Below are 14,434 nucleotides of genomic sequence, written 5' to 3'. Positions count from 1 at the left end.
TGTCGGGTACGACGCGCCCCGGGGAGGGGCTACCGCCGGTAGTCCCTCCCGGCCGTCCGAACACCGGCGCCCATTCGGTCAATGCGGGCTTTTTATCACTGCCGCCGCTGGGCAACACCGACGTAACGTGTCCTGCATCGACCCGGAAAGCGAGGCAGTACCCCATGCCCGAGCAGAGCCCGCTCGAACCGGCCGAGGGCGACCCCTTCGGCCCGCACAACCTGCCGTACGGAGTCTTCTCCACACCCGCCGAGCCCGACCGCCGCCGGCTCGGGGTCCGCATCGGCGACCACGTACTGGACGCGGGAGCGGCGGCACACGCCCTGGGCTCCCCCTACGCGGCGCTGCTCGACCGGCCGAGCCTCGACCCCCTGATGGCCGCGGGGCGTACGGCCTGGCGCGATGTGCGCCGCGCCCTCACCGCGTGGGTCACGGTGCCCGCGCACCGGCCCGCCATAGAACCGCTCCTCCATCCGCTCGGCGCGGTCACCCTGCATCTGCCGTACGAGGTCGCGGATTACGTCGACTTCTACGCGAGCGAGCACCACGCCACCAACGTGGGCCGGATCTTCCGCCCCGACGGCGCGGCGCTGACCCCCAACTGGAAGCATCTGCCGATCGGTTACCACGGCCGGGCCGGTACGGTCGTGGTCTCCGGTACGGAGGTGCGGCGCCCGTCCGGGCAGCGCAAGGCGCCCGCCGACCCGGCGCCCGTCTTCGGGCCCTCCGTGAAGCTGGACATCGAGGCGGAGGTCGGCTTCGTCGTCGGCACCCCGTCCCGGCAGGGCGACGCGGTGGAGCTGACCTCGTTCCGCGACCACGTCTTCGGTCTCTCGCTGCTCAACGACTGGTCGGCGCGCGACATCCAGGCGTGGGAGTACGTGCCGCTCGGCCCGTTCCTGGGCAAGTCCTTCGCCACGTCCGTCTCCGCGTGGGTGACCCCGCTGGAGGCGCTGGACTCGGCCCGGGTGGCTCCCCCGGCCCGCGCCGAGGCGCTGCTGCCCTATCTGGACGACGCGGACGACGAGGAGCCGGGCGGCTTCGATCTGCGGATCTCCGTGGCGCTGAACGGCGAGGTGATCTCCGAGCCGCCCTTCTCCACGATGTACTGGACGGCGGCCCAGCAGCTGGCCCATATGACGGTGAACGGCGCCTCGCTCCGTACGGGCGACCTCTTCGCCTCCGGCACGGTCAGCGGCGCCGGACGCGAGCAGCGCGGCTCGCTGCTGGAGCTGACCTGGAACGGCACCGAGCCCCTCGAACTCCCCGACGGCAAGCGGACCTTCCTGGAGGACGGCGACGAGGTGACGCTGACGGCCTGGGCCCCGGGACCGGACGGCACACGGGTCGGCCTGGGCGAGGTGACGGGCCGGATCGCGTCCGCGTGAGCCCCGGCCCCGCCCCGTCACGTACCGCTGGGCCCGGCGCCTCCTCGGGGGAGGTGCCGGGCCCAGCCGGGCGTACGGGCTCTACCGGACGAAGACGCCCGCCTGGCCCGCCAGGTCCAGGAAGTACTGCGGGGCCACGCCCAGGACCAGGGTGACGAGGACACCCACGGCGATGGCCGTCATGGTGAGCGGCGAGGGCACCGCGACCGTCGGGCCCTCCGGCTTGGGCTCGCTGAAGAACATCAGCACGATGACGCGGATGTAGAAGAACGCGGCGATCGCCGAGGCGATCACACCGATCACCACCAGCGCGCCCGCGCCGCTCTCCGCCGCCGCCTTGAAGACCGCGAACTTCCCCGAGAAGCCCGAGGTCAGCGGGATGCCGGCGAAGGCGAGCAGATAGATCGCGAAGACCGCGGCCACCAGCGGCGAACGCCGCCCGAGCCCGGCCCACTTGGACAGGTGTGTCGCCTCGCCGCCCGCGTCGCGCACCAGCGTGACCACCGCGAACGCGCCGATCGTGACGAACGAGTAGGCCGCCAGATAGAAGAGGACGGACGAGATGCCGTCGGCCGTCCCGGCGATCACACCGGCCAGGATGAACCCGGCGTGCGCGATGGACGAGTAGGCCAGAAGCCGCTTGATGTCGGTCTGGGTGATGGCGACGATCGCGCCGCCCAGCATGGTGACGATGACGACGCCCCACATCACCGGCCGCCAGTCCCAGCGCAGCCCCGGCAGCACGACGTACAGCAGGCGCAGCAGCGCGCCGAAGGCGGCGACCTTGGTCGCGGCGGCCATGAAGCCGGTGACCGGGGTGGGCGCGCCCTGGTAGACGTCGGGGGTCCACATGTGGAACGGCACCGCGCCGACCTTGAAGAGGAGCCCCATCAGGACCATCGCGCCGCCGATGAGCAGCAGCGCGTCGTTGCCCATGGTGTCGGCGAGCGCCGGGCTGACGTTCTTGACGGTGCCGTCGACGACCTCGGCGATGCGCGCGTACGACACGGAGCCCGCGTACCCGTAGAGCAGGGCGATGCCGAAGAGGAGGAACGCCGAGGAGAAGGAGCCGAGCAGGAAGTACTTGACCGCCGCCTCCTGCGACAGCAGCCGCTTGCGGCGGGCGAGGGCGCACAGCAGGTAGAGCGGGAGGGAGAAGACCTCCAGCGCGATGAAGAGCGTCAGCAGGTCGTTGGCCGCCGGGAAGACCAGCATGCCGGCGACCGCGAACAGGGCGAGCGGGAACACCTCCGTGGTGGTGAACCCGGCCCTGACCGCGGCCTTCTCGCTGTCGCTGCCCGGCACGGCCGCGGCCTGCGCGGCGAAGGAGTCGACGCGCTTGCCGTGGCTCTCCGGGTCGAGCCGGCGCTCGGCGAAGGTGAACACGGCGACGACCGAGGCGAGCAGGATGGTGCCCTGGAGGAAGAGCGCCGGGCCGTCGACGGCGATGGCGCCCATGGCCGCGATGTGCTTCTTGGTCGTGCCGTATCCGTCGGCCGCGAGGGCGACCACCGCCGCGAAGGAGGCGGCCAGCGCGACCAGGGAGAGGAACAGCTGCGCGTGGTAGCGGCCCTTGCGGGGCACGAATGCCTCGATCAGGATGCCGAGGACCGCGGCCCCCAGCACGATGAGCACCGGGGACAGCTGCGCGTACTCGATCTTGGGGGCCGGGATCGTGGCGATTCCGTCGGCCGCCGCGGTTGTCCACAGGCTGTGGACGACAGTCGCACTCATGGAGCGGCCTCCACCTCGGGCTTGGGATCGGTCTTCTGGACGTCGGACATCGTGTGTTCCACCGCCGGGTTGACGATCTCGGTCAGCGGCTTCGGATAGACGCCGAGGAAGAGAAGCAGCGCGATCAGCGGGGTGACCACCACCAGCTCCCGGAGCCGCAGGTCCGGCATGGACCTGACCGCGTCCTTCACCGGTCCGGTCATGGTCCGCTGGTAGAGGACGAGGACGTAGAGCGCGGCGAGGACGATGCCGAGGGTGGCGATGACGCCGACCACCGGATACCGGCTGAACGTCCCGACCAGGACCAGGAATTCACTCACGAACGGGGAGAGCCCCGGCAGCGAGAGGGTGGCGAGGCCGCCGATCAGGAACGTGCCGGCGAGGACCGGCGCGACCTTCTGCACTCCGCCGTAGTCCGCGATGAGGCGGGAGCCGCGCCGCGAGATCAGGAATCCGGCGACCAGCATCAGCGCGGCCGTCGAGATCCCGTGGTTGACCATGTAGAGCGTGGCGCCCGACTGGCCCTGGCTGGTCATCGCGAAGATGCCCATGATGATGAAGCCGAAGTGCGAGATCGACGCGTAGGCGATCAGCCGCTTGATGTCGCGCTGGCCGACCGCGAGCAGCGCCCCGTAGACGATGCTGATCAGCGCCAGTACGAGGATCGCCGGGGTGGCCCACTTCGAGGCTTCGGGGAAGAGCCCGAGGCAGAAGCGGAGCATCGCGAAGGTGCCGACCTTGTCGACCACGGCGGTGATCAGTACGGCGACGGGCGCGGTGGCCTCGCCCATCGCGTTGGGCAGCCAGGTGTGCAGCGGCCACAGCGGCGCCTTGACGGCGAACGCGAAGAAGAAGCCGAGGAAGAGCCACCGCTCGGTGCCGGTCGCCATCGACAGCGAGCCGTTGGCCCGCGCCTCGGCGATCTCGGAGAGCGAGAAGGTCCCGGCGACGACATAGAGGCCGATGACGGCGGCCAGCATGATCAGCCCGCCGACCAGGTTGTAGAGGAGGAACTTGACGGCCGCGTACGAGCGTTGGGTCGCCGCCGCCTCGTCCCCGCCCGCGTGGGCGCGGTCGCCGAAGCCGCCGATGAGGAAGTACATCGGGATGAGCATGGCTTCGAAGAGGATGTAGAAGAGGAAGACGTCGGTGGCCTCGAAGGAGAGGATCACCATCGCCTCGACCATCAGGATCAGCGCGAAGAAACCCTGCGTCGGCCGCCAGCGGCGGTTGGGGCGGGCGTCTTCGAGCGGGTCGGCGTCGTGCCAGCCGGCCAGGATCACGAACGGGGTCAGCAGGGCGGTCAGCGCGAGCAGCGCCACCCCGATCCCGTCCACGCCCAGCTCGTAGCGGACCCCGAAGTCCGCGATCCAGGCGTGCGATTCGGTGAGCTGGTAGCGGGCGCCGCCGGGTTCGAAGCGGACCAGTACGAGGACGGCCAGCGCGAGCGTGGCGAGCGAGAAGAGCAGCGCCAGCCACTTGGCGGCGGTGCGCCGGGCCGCAGGGACGGCCGCCGTGGCGATCGCGCCGACCGCGGGGAGGACCGCCGTCGCGGTGAGAAGAGGGAACGACATGTCCGGTTACACCGCCCTCATCAGCAGGGTCGCGGCGATGAGCACTGCCGTACCTCCGAACATCGAGACCGCATAGGTGCGGGCGTAGCCGTTCTGCAGCTTGCGCAGCCGGCCGGAGAGCCCGCCGAACGAGGCCGCGGTGCCGTTGACCACTCCGTCGACCAGGGTGTGGTCCATGTAGACGAGCGAGCGGGTGAGGTGCTCGCCGCCGCGCACCAGGACCACATGGTTGAAGTCGTCCTGGAGGAGATCGCGGCGGGCGGCGCGGGTGAGCAGCGAGCCGCGCGGCGGGGCGACCGGTACGGACGCGCGTCCGTACATCAGCCAGGCGACGGCGACCCCGATCACCAGGACGACCATGGTGGCGCCGGTGACGACACCCGCGCTGATCGGCGCGTCCCCGTGGTCGTGTCCCGTGACGGGCTCCAGCCAGTGCAGGAAGCGGTCGCCGATGGAGAAGAACCCGCCGGCGAACACCGAGCCGAAGGCCAGGATGATCATGGGGATGGTCATGGACCTCGGGGACTCGTGCGGCTTCGGCTGCTTCCCCTGCGCGTCGGGCTGCCAGCGCTTCTCGCCGAAGAAGGTCATCAGCATCACGCGCGTCATGTAGAAGGCGGTGATCCCCGCGCCGATCAGGGTGACGGCGCCGAGGATCCAGCCCTCCGTGCCGCCCTTGGCGAAGGCCGCCTCGATGATCTTGTCCTTGGAGAAGAAGCCGGACAGTCCCGGGAAGCCGATGATCGCCAGATAGCCGAGACCGAAGGTGATGAAGGTGACCGGCATGTACTTCCGCAGGCCGCCGTACTTGCGCATGTCCACCTCGTCGTTCATGCCGTGCATGACCGAACCGGCGCCGAGGAAGAGCCCGGCCTTGAAGAAGCCGTGCGTCACCAGATGCATGATCGCGAAGACGTAGCCGATCGGGCCGAGGCCCGCCGCGAGGATCATGTAGCCGATCTGCGACATCGTCGAGCCCGCGAGGGCCTTCTTGATGTCGTCCTTCGCGCAACCGACGATCGCACCGAAGATCAGCGTCACCGCGCCGACCACCACGACCACCAACTGGGCGTCGGGGGCCGCGTTGAAGATCACTCCGGACCGGGTGATCAGATAGACGCCGGCCGTCACCATCGTCGCCGCGTGGATCAGGGCCGAGACCGGGGTCGGGCCCTCCATCGCGTCACCGAGCCAGGACTGGAGCGGCACCTGGGCGGACTTGCCGCAGGCGGCCAGCAGCAGCATCAGGCCGATCGCCGTCAGCTTGCCCTCCGTGGCGTCCCCCGTGGCGGCGAACACCGGGCCGAAGGCGAACGTCCCGAAGGTGGTGAACATCAGCATGATGGCGATCGACAGACCCATGTCACCGACACGGTTGACGAGGAACGCCTTCTTCGCGGCCGTGGCCGCGCTGGGCTTGTGCTGCCAGAACCCGATGAGCAGGTACGAGGCGAGCCCGACGCCCTCCCAGCCCAGGTACAGCAGCAGGTAGTTGTCGGCGAGGACCAGGATCAGCATCGCCGCCAGGAACAGGTTGAGATAGCCGAAGAAGCGGCGGCGCCGCTCGTCGTGCTCCATGTACCCGATGGAGTAGATGTGGATCAGCGTGCCCACACCGGTGATCAGCAGGACGAAGGTCATCGACAGCTGGTCGAGCTGGAAGGCGATGTCCGCCTGGAACCCCTCGACCGGGACCCAGCTGAACAGGTGCTGGTGCAGCGAGCGTTCGTCGCCGCTCCTGCCGAGCATGTCGCTGAAGAGCACGACGCCGATCACGAAGGACGCGGCGGCCAGCAGTGTGCCGAGCCAGTGGCCCGCGCGGTCGAGCCGGCGGCCACCGCACAGCAGGACCGCCGCTCCGATCAGAGGCGCCGCGACGAGCAGCGCAATCAAGTTCTCCACGATTCAGCGACCCCTCAGAGCTTCATCAGGCTGGCGTCGTCGACCGAGGCCGAGTGGCGGGAACGGAACAGCGACACGATGATCGCGAGCCCGACCACGACCTCCGCGGCGGCGACGACCATCGTGAAGAAGGCGATGATCTGGCCGTCGAGATTGCCGTGCATCCGGGCGAAGGTCACGAACGCGAGATTGCAGGCGTTGAGCATCAGCTCGATGCACATGAACACCACGATCGCGTTGCGCCTGATCAGCACACCGGCCGCGCCGATGGTGAACAGCAGGGACGCGAGATAGAGGTAGTTGACCGGATTCATCGCTTCGCCTCCTCCTCGTCCCGGCCGAGCCGGTCCGCCGAACGCTGCTCCAGCGCCTTGATGTCGGCGATGGCCTCGGCGGACACGTCGCGGATCTGGCCCCGGCCCTTCAGCGTCCTGTTGACCGTCAGATCGGACGTGGTGCCGTCCGGCAGCAGGCCGGGGATGTCCACCGCGTTGTGCCGGGCGTAGACGCCGGGGGCGGGCAGCGGCGGAAGCTGGACGCCCGCGCGGACCCGGGCCTCGGCCATCTCGCGCTGGGTCAGCGCGCGTTCGGTGCGCTCACGGTGGGTGAGCAGCATCGCCCCGACGGCCGCGGTGATCAGCAGCGCGCCGGTGATCTCGAAGGCGAAGACGTACTTCGTGAAGATCAGCGCGGCCAGGCCCTGCACATTGCCACCGGCGTTGGCCTGGGCGAGACCCGTGAACGAGTTCAGCGAGGCGTTGCCGATACCGGCGATGAGCAGGACGCCGAAGCCGAGCCCGCAGGCGGCGGCCCACCAGCGCTGGCCCTTGAGCGTCTCCTTGAGGGAGTCCGCCGCCGAGACACCGACCAGCATGACCACGAACAGGAACAGCATCATGATCGCGCCGGTGTAGACGACGACCTGGACGACGCCCAGGAAGTACGCCCCGTTGGCCAGGTAGAACACCGCGAGGACGATCATCGTCGCGGCCAGACAGAGCGCGCTGTGCACGGCCTTCTTCATCAGGATCGTGCAGAGCGCGCCGACCACGGCGACCGTGCCGAGGATCCAGAACTGGACGGCCTCACCGGTCGAAGTGGCCGAAGCGGCGAGGGTGTTCATGCCTCGGCCCCCTCGTCGTGCGGCTTCTCGCCCTTGCTGACGGCGACCTGCGGAACCGTCCCCGGCGCGGCCTCGGTGACCAGGCCCCGGTAGTAGTCCTGCTCGTCCGTCCCCGGGAAGATCGAGTGCGGCGACTCGACCATGCCCTCGTCGAGTCCCGCGAGGAGCTGCTCCTTCGTGTAGATGAGGCTCTCGCGGCTGCTGTCGGCCAGCTCGAAGTCATTGGTCATCGTGAGCGCCCGGGTGGGGCACGCCTCGATGCACAGCCCGCAGAAGATGCAGCGCGCGTAATTGATCTGGTAGACGCGGCCGTAGCGCTCGCCAGGCGAGTAGCGCTCCTCCTCCTGGTTGTCCGCGCCCTCCACGTAGATCGCGTCCGCCGGGCAGGCCCAGGCGCACAGCTCGCAGCCGATGCACTTCTCCAGGCCGTCCGGATGGCGGTTCAGCTGGTGGCGGCCGTGGAAGCGCGGCGCCGTCACCTTCCGCTCCTCCGGATACTGCTCGGTCAGCCGCTTCTTGAACATGGCCTTGAAGGTCAGCCCGAAGCCGGCCACCGGATTACGAGGGGGACGCGGCACGTCTCCCTCATGGGACTCATGCGAAGAGTCAGACACTGTCAGCCTCCTTTCCGTCACTCTCGGTTCCGTCACTCACAGTATTGACCCCACCACTGACAACCAGCTCCCGCTCACGTCGGGGCTGCCGTCGCGGGACGGGCGGCAGCGTCTGTCCCGGCAGCGGAGGTACGGGGAAACCGCCGGCCATCGGGTCGAAGGCGGGTGGCTCCGGTTCGTTCTCCGCGGCGGCCTTCTCCTTCCGGTCGCGGAAGATGTCCGCGACGAAGGAGAGCAGCAGGAGCGTGATGATCGCCCCGGCGACGTACAGCAGGATCTGCTGGAAGCCGTAGTTCTCGTTGCGCAGGACCCGTACGGTCGCGACGAGCATCAGCCAGACCAGCGAGACCGGGATCAGGACCTTCCAGCCGAGCTTCATCAGCTGGTCGTAGCGCACCCGCGGCAGCGTGCCGCGCAGCCAGATGAAGAAGAACAGCAGCAGCTGGACCTTGAGGACGAACCAGAGCATCGGCCACCAGCCGTGGTTCGCGCCCTCCCAGAAGGTGGAGATCGGCCACGGGGCGCGCCAGCCGCCCAGGAAGAGCGTGATAGCGACGGCCGAGACGGTCACCATGTTGATGTACTCGGCGAGCATGAACATCGCGAACTTGATCGACGAGTACTCGGTGTTGAAGCCGCCGACGAGGTCGCCCTCGGACTCCGGCATGTCGAACGGGTTGCGGTTGGTCTCCCCGACCATCGTGATGATGTAGATGATGAAGGAGACCGGCAGCAGCAGGACGTACCAGCGGTCCGCCTGCGCCTCGACGATCGCCGAGGTCGACATCGACCCGGAGTAGAGGAAGACCGAGGCGAACGCGGCGCCCATCGCGATCTCGTACGAGATCATCTGCGCGCACGAGCGCAATCCGCCGAGCAGCGGATACGTCGACCCCGAGGACCAGCCCGCGAGGACGATGCCGTAGATGCCGACCGAGGCCACCGCGAGGATGTAGAGCATCGCGATCGGCAGGTCGGTGAGTTGCATCGTGGTGCGCTGGCCGAAGATCGAGACCTCGTTGCCCGCCGGGCCGAACGGGATCACGGCGATCGCCATGAACGCGGGGATCGCGGCGATGATCGGCGCGAGGACGTAGACCACCTTGTCCGCGCGCTTCACGATGACGTCTTCCTTGAACATCAGCTTGGCGCCGTCGGCGAGCGACTGGAGCATGCCCCAGGGGCCGTGCCGGTTGGGGCCGATGCGCAGCTGCATCCAGGCGACGACCTTGCGCTCCCACACGATGGAGAAGAGCACGGTCACCAGCAGGAACGCGAAGCAGAACACGGCCTTGACGACCACGAGCCACCACGGGTCCCGGCCGAACATCGACAGGTCCTCGGCGGCCAGCACGGCCGGTGGCGCCGCCGCGAGTTGGGCGAGGGCGGTCATGCGCGCACCTCCGGTGTCGCGTCGGCCGGGGCGGCCGAGCCTGCTGGGGCGATACGGACCAGGGCGCCGGGGGTGGCCCCGGTGTCCGCGAGGACGCCGGACCCCGTGGAGTTCAGCGGCAGCCAGACCACCCGGTCGGGCATCGCCGTCACCCGCAGCGGGAACGTGACCGCGCCCGCCGGGCCGCTGACCGCGAGTTCGTCGCCGTCCTTGACGCCGGTCTCCTCGGCCGTCGCGGCGGAGAGCCGGGCGACCGCCGCGTGGCGGGTACCCGCCAGGGCGTCGTCGCCCTCCTGGAGCCGTCCCAGGTCGAGCAGGAGCCGGTGGCCGGCGAGGACCGCCTCGCCGGTGGCGGCGCGCGGGACCGGCCGGGCCGAGGCCGGCGGCTCGGTGGCGCGTGGCCCGTCCCAGCCGCCGAGCCGGTCCAGTTCACCGCGTACGGCGCGCAGGTCCGGCAGTCCCAGATGCGTGTCCAGCGCGTCCGCCAGCATGTGCAGGACGCGCGCGTCGCTCGGGGCGAGGCGGCGTGTCATCTGCTCCGGCTTCAGCGAGGCCTCGAACAGCCGCGCCCTGCCCTCCCAGTTGAGGAAGGTGCCGGGCTTCTCAGCGACGGCCGCCACCGGGAGGACCACGTCGGCCCGTTCGGTGACCTCGCTCGGCCGCAGCTCCAGCGAGACGAGGAAGCCGACCGCGTCCAGCGCGGCCCGCGCGCCCGCCGGGTCGGGCAGGTCCGTGATCTCGACGCCCGCGACGAGCAGGGCGGCCAGCTCGCCGGTGGCGGCGGCCTCCACGATCTGGCCGGTGTCGCGCCCGTACCGGTGCGGCAGTTCGCGTACGCCCCAGACGGCCGCCGTCTCCTCGCGGGCCCTCGGGTCGGTCGCGGGACGGCCGCCGGGCAGCAGCGACGGGAGCGCGCCCGCCTCCAGCGCGCCGCGCTCGCCCGCCCTGCGCGGGATCCACACCAGCCGGGCGCCGGTCGCGGTGGCCGCGCGCGCGGCGGCGGTCAGCCCACCGGGCACGGCCGCCAGCCGCTCGCCGACGACGATCACGGCGCCGGGCTCGCGCAGCGCCCCGGCGGCCCGCTCGCCGTCCTGGTCGAGACCGGTACCGGACGCCAGGGCGTCCAGCCACTCGGTCTCGGTACCGGGCGCGGCGGGCAGCAGCGTGCCGCCCGCCTTCTCCAGGCCCCGGGTGGCGAACGGCGCGAGGGAGAAGCTGCGCTGGCCGCGCTTGCGGTGCGCCTTGCGCATCCGCAGGAAGACGCCGGGCGCCTCCTCCTCGGACTCGAAGCCCGCGAGCAGGACCGCCGGAGCCTTCTCCAGCGTGGTGTACGTGATCCCCGTACCGTCCAGATCGCGTCCCCGGCCCGCGACATGGGCGGCCAGGAAGTCGGCTTCCTCGCTGCTGTGCACGCGCGCGCGGAAGTCGATGTCGTTGGTGTCGAGGGCGATCCGCGCGAACTTGGCGTACGCGTAGGAGTCCTCGACGGTGAGCCGGCCGCCGGTCAGCACACCGGCCCGGCCGCGCGCGGCGCCCAGCCCGCGCGCGGCGGCCTCCAGCGCCTCGGGCCAGCTCGCCGGTTCGAGGACGCCGTCCGCGTTCCGCACCAGCGGGGTGGTCAGCCGGTCGGGCTTCTGCGCGTAGCGGAAGCCGAACCTCCCCTTGTCGCAGATCCACTCCTCGTTGACCTCGGGGTCGTCGGCCGCCATCCGCCGCATGACCTTGCCGCGCCGGTGGTCCGTGCGGGTCGCGCAGCCGCCCGCGCAGTGCTCGCAGACGCTCGGCGAGGACACGAGGTCGAAGGGGCGGGAGCGGAAGCGGTAGGCCGCCGACGTGAGCGCGCCGACCGGACAGATCTGGATGGTGTTCCCGGAGAAGTACGACTGGAACGGGTCGCCCTCGCCGGTGCCGACCTGCTGGAGCGCGCCGCGCTCGATCAGCTCGATCATCGGGTCGCCCGCGACCTGGTTGGAGAAGCGGGTGCAGCGCGCGCACAGCACGCAGCGCTCGCGGTCCAGCAGCACCTGCGTGGAGATCGGCACCGGCTTCTGGAACGTGCGCTTCTTGCCCTCGAAGCGGGAGTCGGCGGAACCGACCTGCATCGCCTGGTTCTGGAGGGGGCACTCGCCGCCCTTGTCGCAGACCGGGCAGTCCAGCGGGTGGTTGATGAGCAGCAGCTCCATCACCCCGCGCTGGGCCTTCTCCGCGACCGGCGAGGTCAGCTGCGACTTGACGACCATGCCGTCGGTGCAGGTGATCGTGCAGGAGGCCATCGGCTTGCGCTGGCCCTCGACCTCGACGATGCACTGGCGGCAGGCACCGGCCGGGTCGAGCAGCGGATGGTCGCAGAAGCGCGGGATCTCGATGCCGAGCAGCTCGGCCGCACGGATCACCAGCGTCCCCTTGGGGACGGAGATCTCCACGCCGTCGATGGTCAGCGAGACGAGGTCCTGGGGCGGGACCGCCGCCTCGCCGCCGCCTGCGGGGGCGGATGCGGTGACTGTCATGCGTTCACCTCCAGGTGCGGGTTCTGGTCAGCCCACGCGGTGGACTTGGCGGGGTCTAGGGGGCAGCCCTTGCCGGTGACGTGCTGCTCGTACTCCGCGCGGAAGTACTTGAGCGAGGAGAAGATCGGGGAGGCGGCGCCGTCCCCGAGCGCGCAGAACGACTTGCCGTTGATGGTGTCGGCGATGTCGTTCAGCTTGTCGATGTCCGACATCCGGCCCTTGCCGGCCTCGATGTCGCGCAGCAACTGGACCAGCCAGTAGGTGCCTTCGCGGCACGGCGTGCACTTGCCGCACGACTCGTGGGCGTAGAACTCGGTCCAGCGGGTGACGGCCCGTACGACGCAGGTCGTCTCGTCGAAGCACTGGAGCGCCTTGGTGCCGAGCATGGAACCGGCGGCGCCCACGCCCTCGTAGTCCAGCGGGACGTCGAGGTGCTCCTCGGTGAACATCGGGGTGGAGGAGCCGCCCGGGGTCCAGAACTTGAGGCGGTGGCCCGCCCGGATGCCGCCGCTCATGTCGAGGAGCTGGCGCAGGGTGATGCCGAGCGGGGCCTCGTACTGGCCGGGGCTGGTGACATGGCCGCTGAGCGAGTAGAGCGTGAAGCCCGGGGACTTCTCGCTGCCCATCGACTTGAACCAGTCCTTGCCCCGGTTGAGGATCGCGGGAACGGACGCGATGGACTCCACGTTGTTCACCACAGTGGGGCAGGCGTAGAGGCCCGCCACCGCCGGGAAGGGAGGACGCAGCCTGGGCTGTCCGCGACGGCCCTCCAGGGAGTCCAGCAGCGCGGTCTCCTCGCCGCAGATGTACGCGCCGGCGCCCGCGTGCACGACGACGTCGAGGTCGAGTCCGCTGCCGAGGATGTTCTTGCCGAGATAGCCCGCCGCGTACGCCTCGCGCACCGCTTCGTGCAGCCTGCGCAGGACGGGGACGACCTCGCCGCGCAGATAGATGAACGCCTGCTGCGAGCGGATCGCGTAACAGGCGATCACGATGCCCTCGATGAGCGCGTGCGGATTGGCGAAGAGAAGGGGGATGTCCTTGCAGGTTCCCGGTTCCGACTCGTCCGCGTTGACGACGAGATAGTGCGGCTTGCCGTCGCCCTGCGGGATGAACTGCCACTTCATGCCGGTGGGGAAGCCGGCGCCGCCCCTGCCACGCAGGCCCGCGTCCTTGACGTACGCGATGAGGTCGTCGGGCGCCATGGCGAGGGCTTTGCGCAGGCCCTGGTAGCCGTCGTGCCGCTCGTAGGTGGCCAGGGTCCAGGACTCCGGCTGGTCCCAGAAGGCCGACAGGACCGGGGCGAGGAGCTTCTCCGGGCTGGTTCCGTTCTCGCCGAGCTGAGTCGCCATGGTCATCACTCCCCCTCCTCGGCGGCGGGTCCGGCCGGGTGATCCGGGTCGGAGGCCGAGGTCTGCTGCGGCGCGTCGGACGAGCTGAGGTGCTGCGAACCGGGCTGCGGTTCGTCCTGCGGGTGGTCGCCGTCGCGGGGGCGGACGACGCGCTGCGGGGCCTCGCCCTTGGCGAGGCGCAGCCCGATCAGCGACGCGTGCCCGGCGCCTCCGGTGGCCGCGACGGCGCCGGGACGCTCGTCGGGGAAGCCGGCCAGTATCCGCGCGGTCTTCTTGTACGTGCACAGCGGGGCGCCGCGGGTGGGCTCGACGGTGTGGCCGTCGCGCAGGTCGTCGACGAGCCGCTTGGCGCTCTGCGGCGTCTGGTTGTCGAAGAACTCCCAGTTGACCATCACCACCGGGGCGAAGTCGCAGGCCGCGTTGCACTCGATGTGTTCGAGCGTGATGCTGCCGTCCTCGGTCGTCTCGTCGTTGCCGACGCCGAGGTGCTCCTTGAGCGCGTCGAAGATGGCGTCGCCGCCCATCACCGCGCAGAGCGTGTTGGTGCAGACGCCGACCTGGTAGTCGCCGCCGGGCCGGCGCCGGTACATGGAGTAGAACGTCGCGACGGCGGTGACCTCGGCGGTCGTCAGACCGAGCAGCCCGGCGCAGAAGGCCATCCCCGTACGGGAGACGAAGCCCTCCTCGGACTGCGTCAGGTGCAGCAGCGGAAGCAGCGCGGACCGGCTGTCCGGGTACCGGGCGATGATCTCCTTCGCGTCGGTCTCCAGCCGGGCGCGCACATCGGCCGGGTAGTCCGGGGCGGGCAGCTGGGGCATGCCCAGGCTGACCTCGGAGTTGGGCGGTG

11 protein-coding genes are annotated in these 14,434 nt (G+C 70.2%); 1 reads left to right on the top strand and 10 read right to left on the bottom strand.

Features of this window, described 5'->3' with window-relative positions; genetic code table 11:
- Positions 1-164: 164 nt before the first annotated feature.
- Complete coding sequence (fahA, locus tag OG627_RS20745) at positions 165-1,388, top strand: fumarylacetoacetase (RefSeq protein WP_329067262.1); 1,224 nt, start codon at positions 165-167, stop codon at positions 1,386-1,388.
- Positions 1,389-1,469: 81 nt separating this feature from the next.
- On the opposite strand, the gene nuoN is transcribed toward fahA, so the two are convergent.
- The 10 genes from nuoN to nuoE are packed head-to-tail and all read right to left on the bottom strand — an operon-like array spanning position 1,470 to position 14,405.
- Complete coding sequence (gene nuoN / locus OG627_RS20740) at positions 1,470-3,122, bottom strand: NADH-quinone oxidoreductase subunit NuoN (RefSeq protein ID WP_329067260.1); 1,653 nt, start codon at positions 3,120-3,122, stop codon at positions 1,470-1,472.
- The gene (locus tag OG627_RS20735) at positions 3,119-4,696 is read right to left on the bottom strand and encodes an NADH-quinone oxidoreductase subunit M (RefSeq protein WP_329067258.1); all 1,578 of its coding nucleotides are present in this window, start codon (positions 4,694-4,696) and stop codon (positions 3,119-3,121) included. The genes nuoN and OG627_RS20735 overlap by 4 nt, the downstream gene beginning before the upstream one ends.
- A gap of 6 nt (positions 4,697-4,702) precedes the next feature.
- The gene (gene nuoL / locus OG627_RS20730) at positions 4,703-6,598 is read right to left on the bottom strand and encodes an NADH-quinone oxidoreductase subunit L (protein WP_329067256.1); all 1,896 of its coding nucleotides are present in this window, start codon (positions 6,596-6,598) and stop codon (positions 4,703-4,705) included.
- 14 nt (positions 6,599-6,612) lie between these two features.
- Positions 6,613-6,912 (bottom strand): NADH-quinone oxidoreductase subunit NuoK, encoded by a 300-nt coding sequence (gene nuoK / locus OG627_RS20725; RefSeq protein WP_114622923.1) that lies wholly within the window; start codon positions 6,910-6,912, stop codon positions 6,613-6,615.
- Positions 6,909-7,721 carry an NADH-quinone oxidoreductase subunit J gene (locus tag OG627_RS20720; RefSeq protein ID WP_329067252.1) on the bottom strand — a complete coding sequence of 271 codons (813 nt, stop codon included), beginning with the start codon at positions 7,719-7,721 and terminating at the stop codon, positions 6,909-6,911. Before OG627_RS20720 ends, nuoK begins: the two co-directional genes overlap by 4 nt.
- Positions 7,718-8,299: an NADH-quinone oxidoreductase subunit NuoI gene (nuoI, locus tag OG627_RS20715; RefSeq protein ID WP_329067250.1), complete on the bottom strand. Its 582-nt coding sequence runs from the start codon at positions 8,297-8,299 to the stop codon at positions 7,718-7,720. The genes OG627_RS20720 and nuoI overlap by 4 nt, the downstream gene beginning before the upstream one ends.
- 28 nt (positions 8,300-8,327) lie before the next feature.
- Entirely contained in the window at positions 8,328-9,728 is a 1,401-nt protein-coding gene (nuoH, locus tag OG627_RS20710) for an NADH-quinone oxidoreductase subunit NuoH (RefSeq protein ID WP_329067248.1), read from the bottom strand.
- A complete protein-coding gene (locus OG627_RS20705; RefSeq protein ID WP_329067246.1) occupies positions 9,725-12,235 on the bottom strand; it encodes an NADH-quinone oxidoreductase subunit G in 2,511 nt (836 codons plus the stop codon). Before OG627_RS20705 ends, nuoH begins: the two co-directional genes overlap by 4 nt.
- Positions 12,232-13,593, bottom strand: a complete 1,362-nt coding sequence (gene nuoF / locus OG627_RS20700) for an NADH-quinone oxidoreductase subunit NuoF (protein WP_329067244.1) — start codon at positions 13,591-13,593, stop codon at positions 12,232-12,234. The genes OG627_RS20705 and nuoF overlap by 4 nt, the downstream gene beginning before the upstream one ends.
- On the bottom strand, positions 13,593-14,405 hold the full coding sequence (gene nuoE / locus OG627_RS20695) for an NADH-quinone oxidoreductase subunit NuoE (RefSeq protein WP_329072831.1): 813 nt from the start codon (positions 14,403-14,405) through the stop codon (positions 13,593-13,595). The genes nuoF and nuoE overlap by 1 nt, the downstream gene beginning before the upstream one ends.
- Positions 14,406-14,434 lie beyond the last annotated feature (29 nt).

It is taken from the genome of Streptomyces sp. NBC_01429, assembly GCF_036231945.1.
Taxonomy (GTDB): domain Bacteria; phylum Actinomycetota; class Actinomycetes; order Streptomycetales; family Streptomycetaceae; genus Streptomyces.
The sequence above is the reverse complement of the archived record's forward strand: the minus strand, read 5'-3'. Positions and strand labels throughout refer to the sequence as shown.

What these genes read in the sequence shown, in the direction of transcription:
- nuoH (WP_329067248.1), bottom strand. Translation starts at nt 9,728, where the DNA reads ATGACCGCCCTCGCCCAACTCGCGGCGGCGCCACCGGCCGTGCTGGCC.
- OG627_RS20705 (WP_329067246.1), bottom strand. Translation starts at nt 12,235, where the DNA reads ATGACAGTCACCGCATCCGCCCCCGCAGGCGGCGGCGAGGCGGCGGTC.
- nuoN (WP_329067260.1), bottom strand. Translation starts at nt 3,122, where the DNA reads ATGAGTGCGACTGTCGTCCACAGCCTGTGGACAACCGCGGCGGCCGAC.
- OG627_RS20720 (WP_329067252.1), bottom strand. Translation starts at nt 7,721, where the DNA reads ATGAACACCCTCGCCGCTTCGGCCACTTCGACCGGTGAGGCCGTCCAG.
- nuoK (WP_114622923.1), bottom strand. Translation starts at nt 6,912, where the DNA reads ATGAATCCGGTCAACTACCTCTATCTCGCGTCCCTGCTGTTCACCATC.
- OG627_RS20735 (WP_329067258.1), bottom strand. Translation starts at nt 4,696, where the DNA reads ATGTCGTTCCCTCTTCTCACCGCGACGGCGGTCCTCCCCGCGGTCGGC.
- nuoE (WP_329072831.1), bottom strand. Translation starts at nt 14,405, where the DNA reads ATGCCCCAGCTGCCCGCCCCGGACTACCCGGCCGATGTGCGCGCCCGG.
- nuoF (WP_329067244.1), bottom strand. Translation starts at nt 13,593, where the DNA reads ATGACCATGGCGACTCAGCTCGGCGAGAACGGAACCAGCCCGGAGAAG.
- fahA (WP_329067262.1), top strand. Translation starts at nt 165, where the DNA reads ATGCCCGAGCAGAGCCCGCTCGAACCGGCCGAGGGCGACCCCTTCGGC.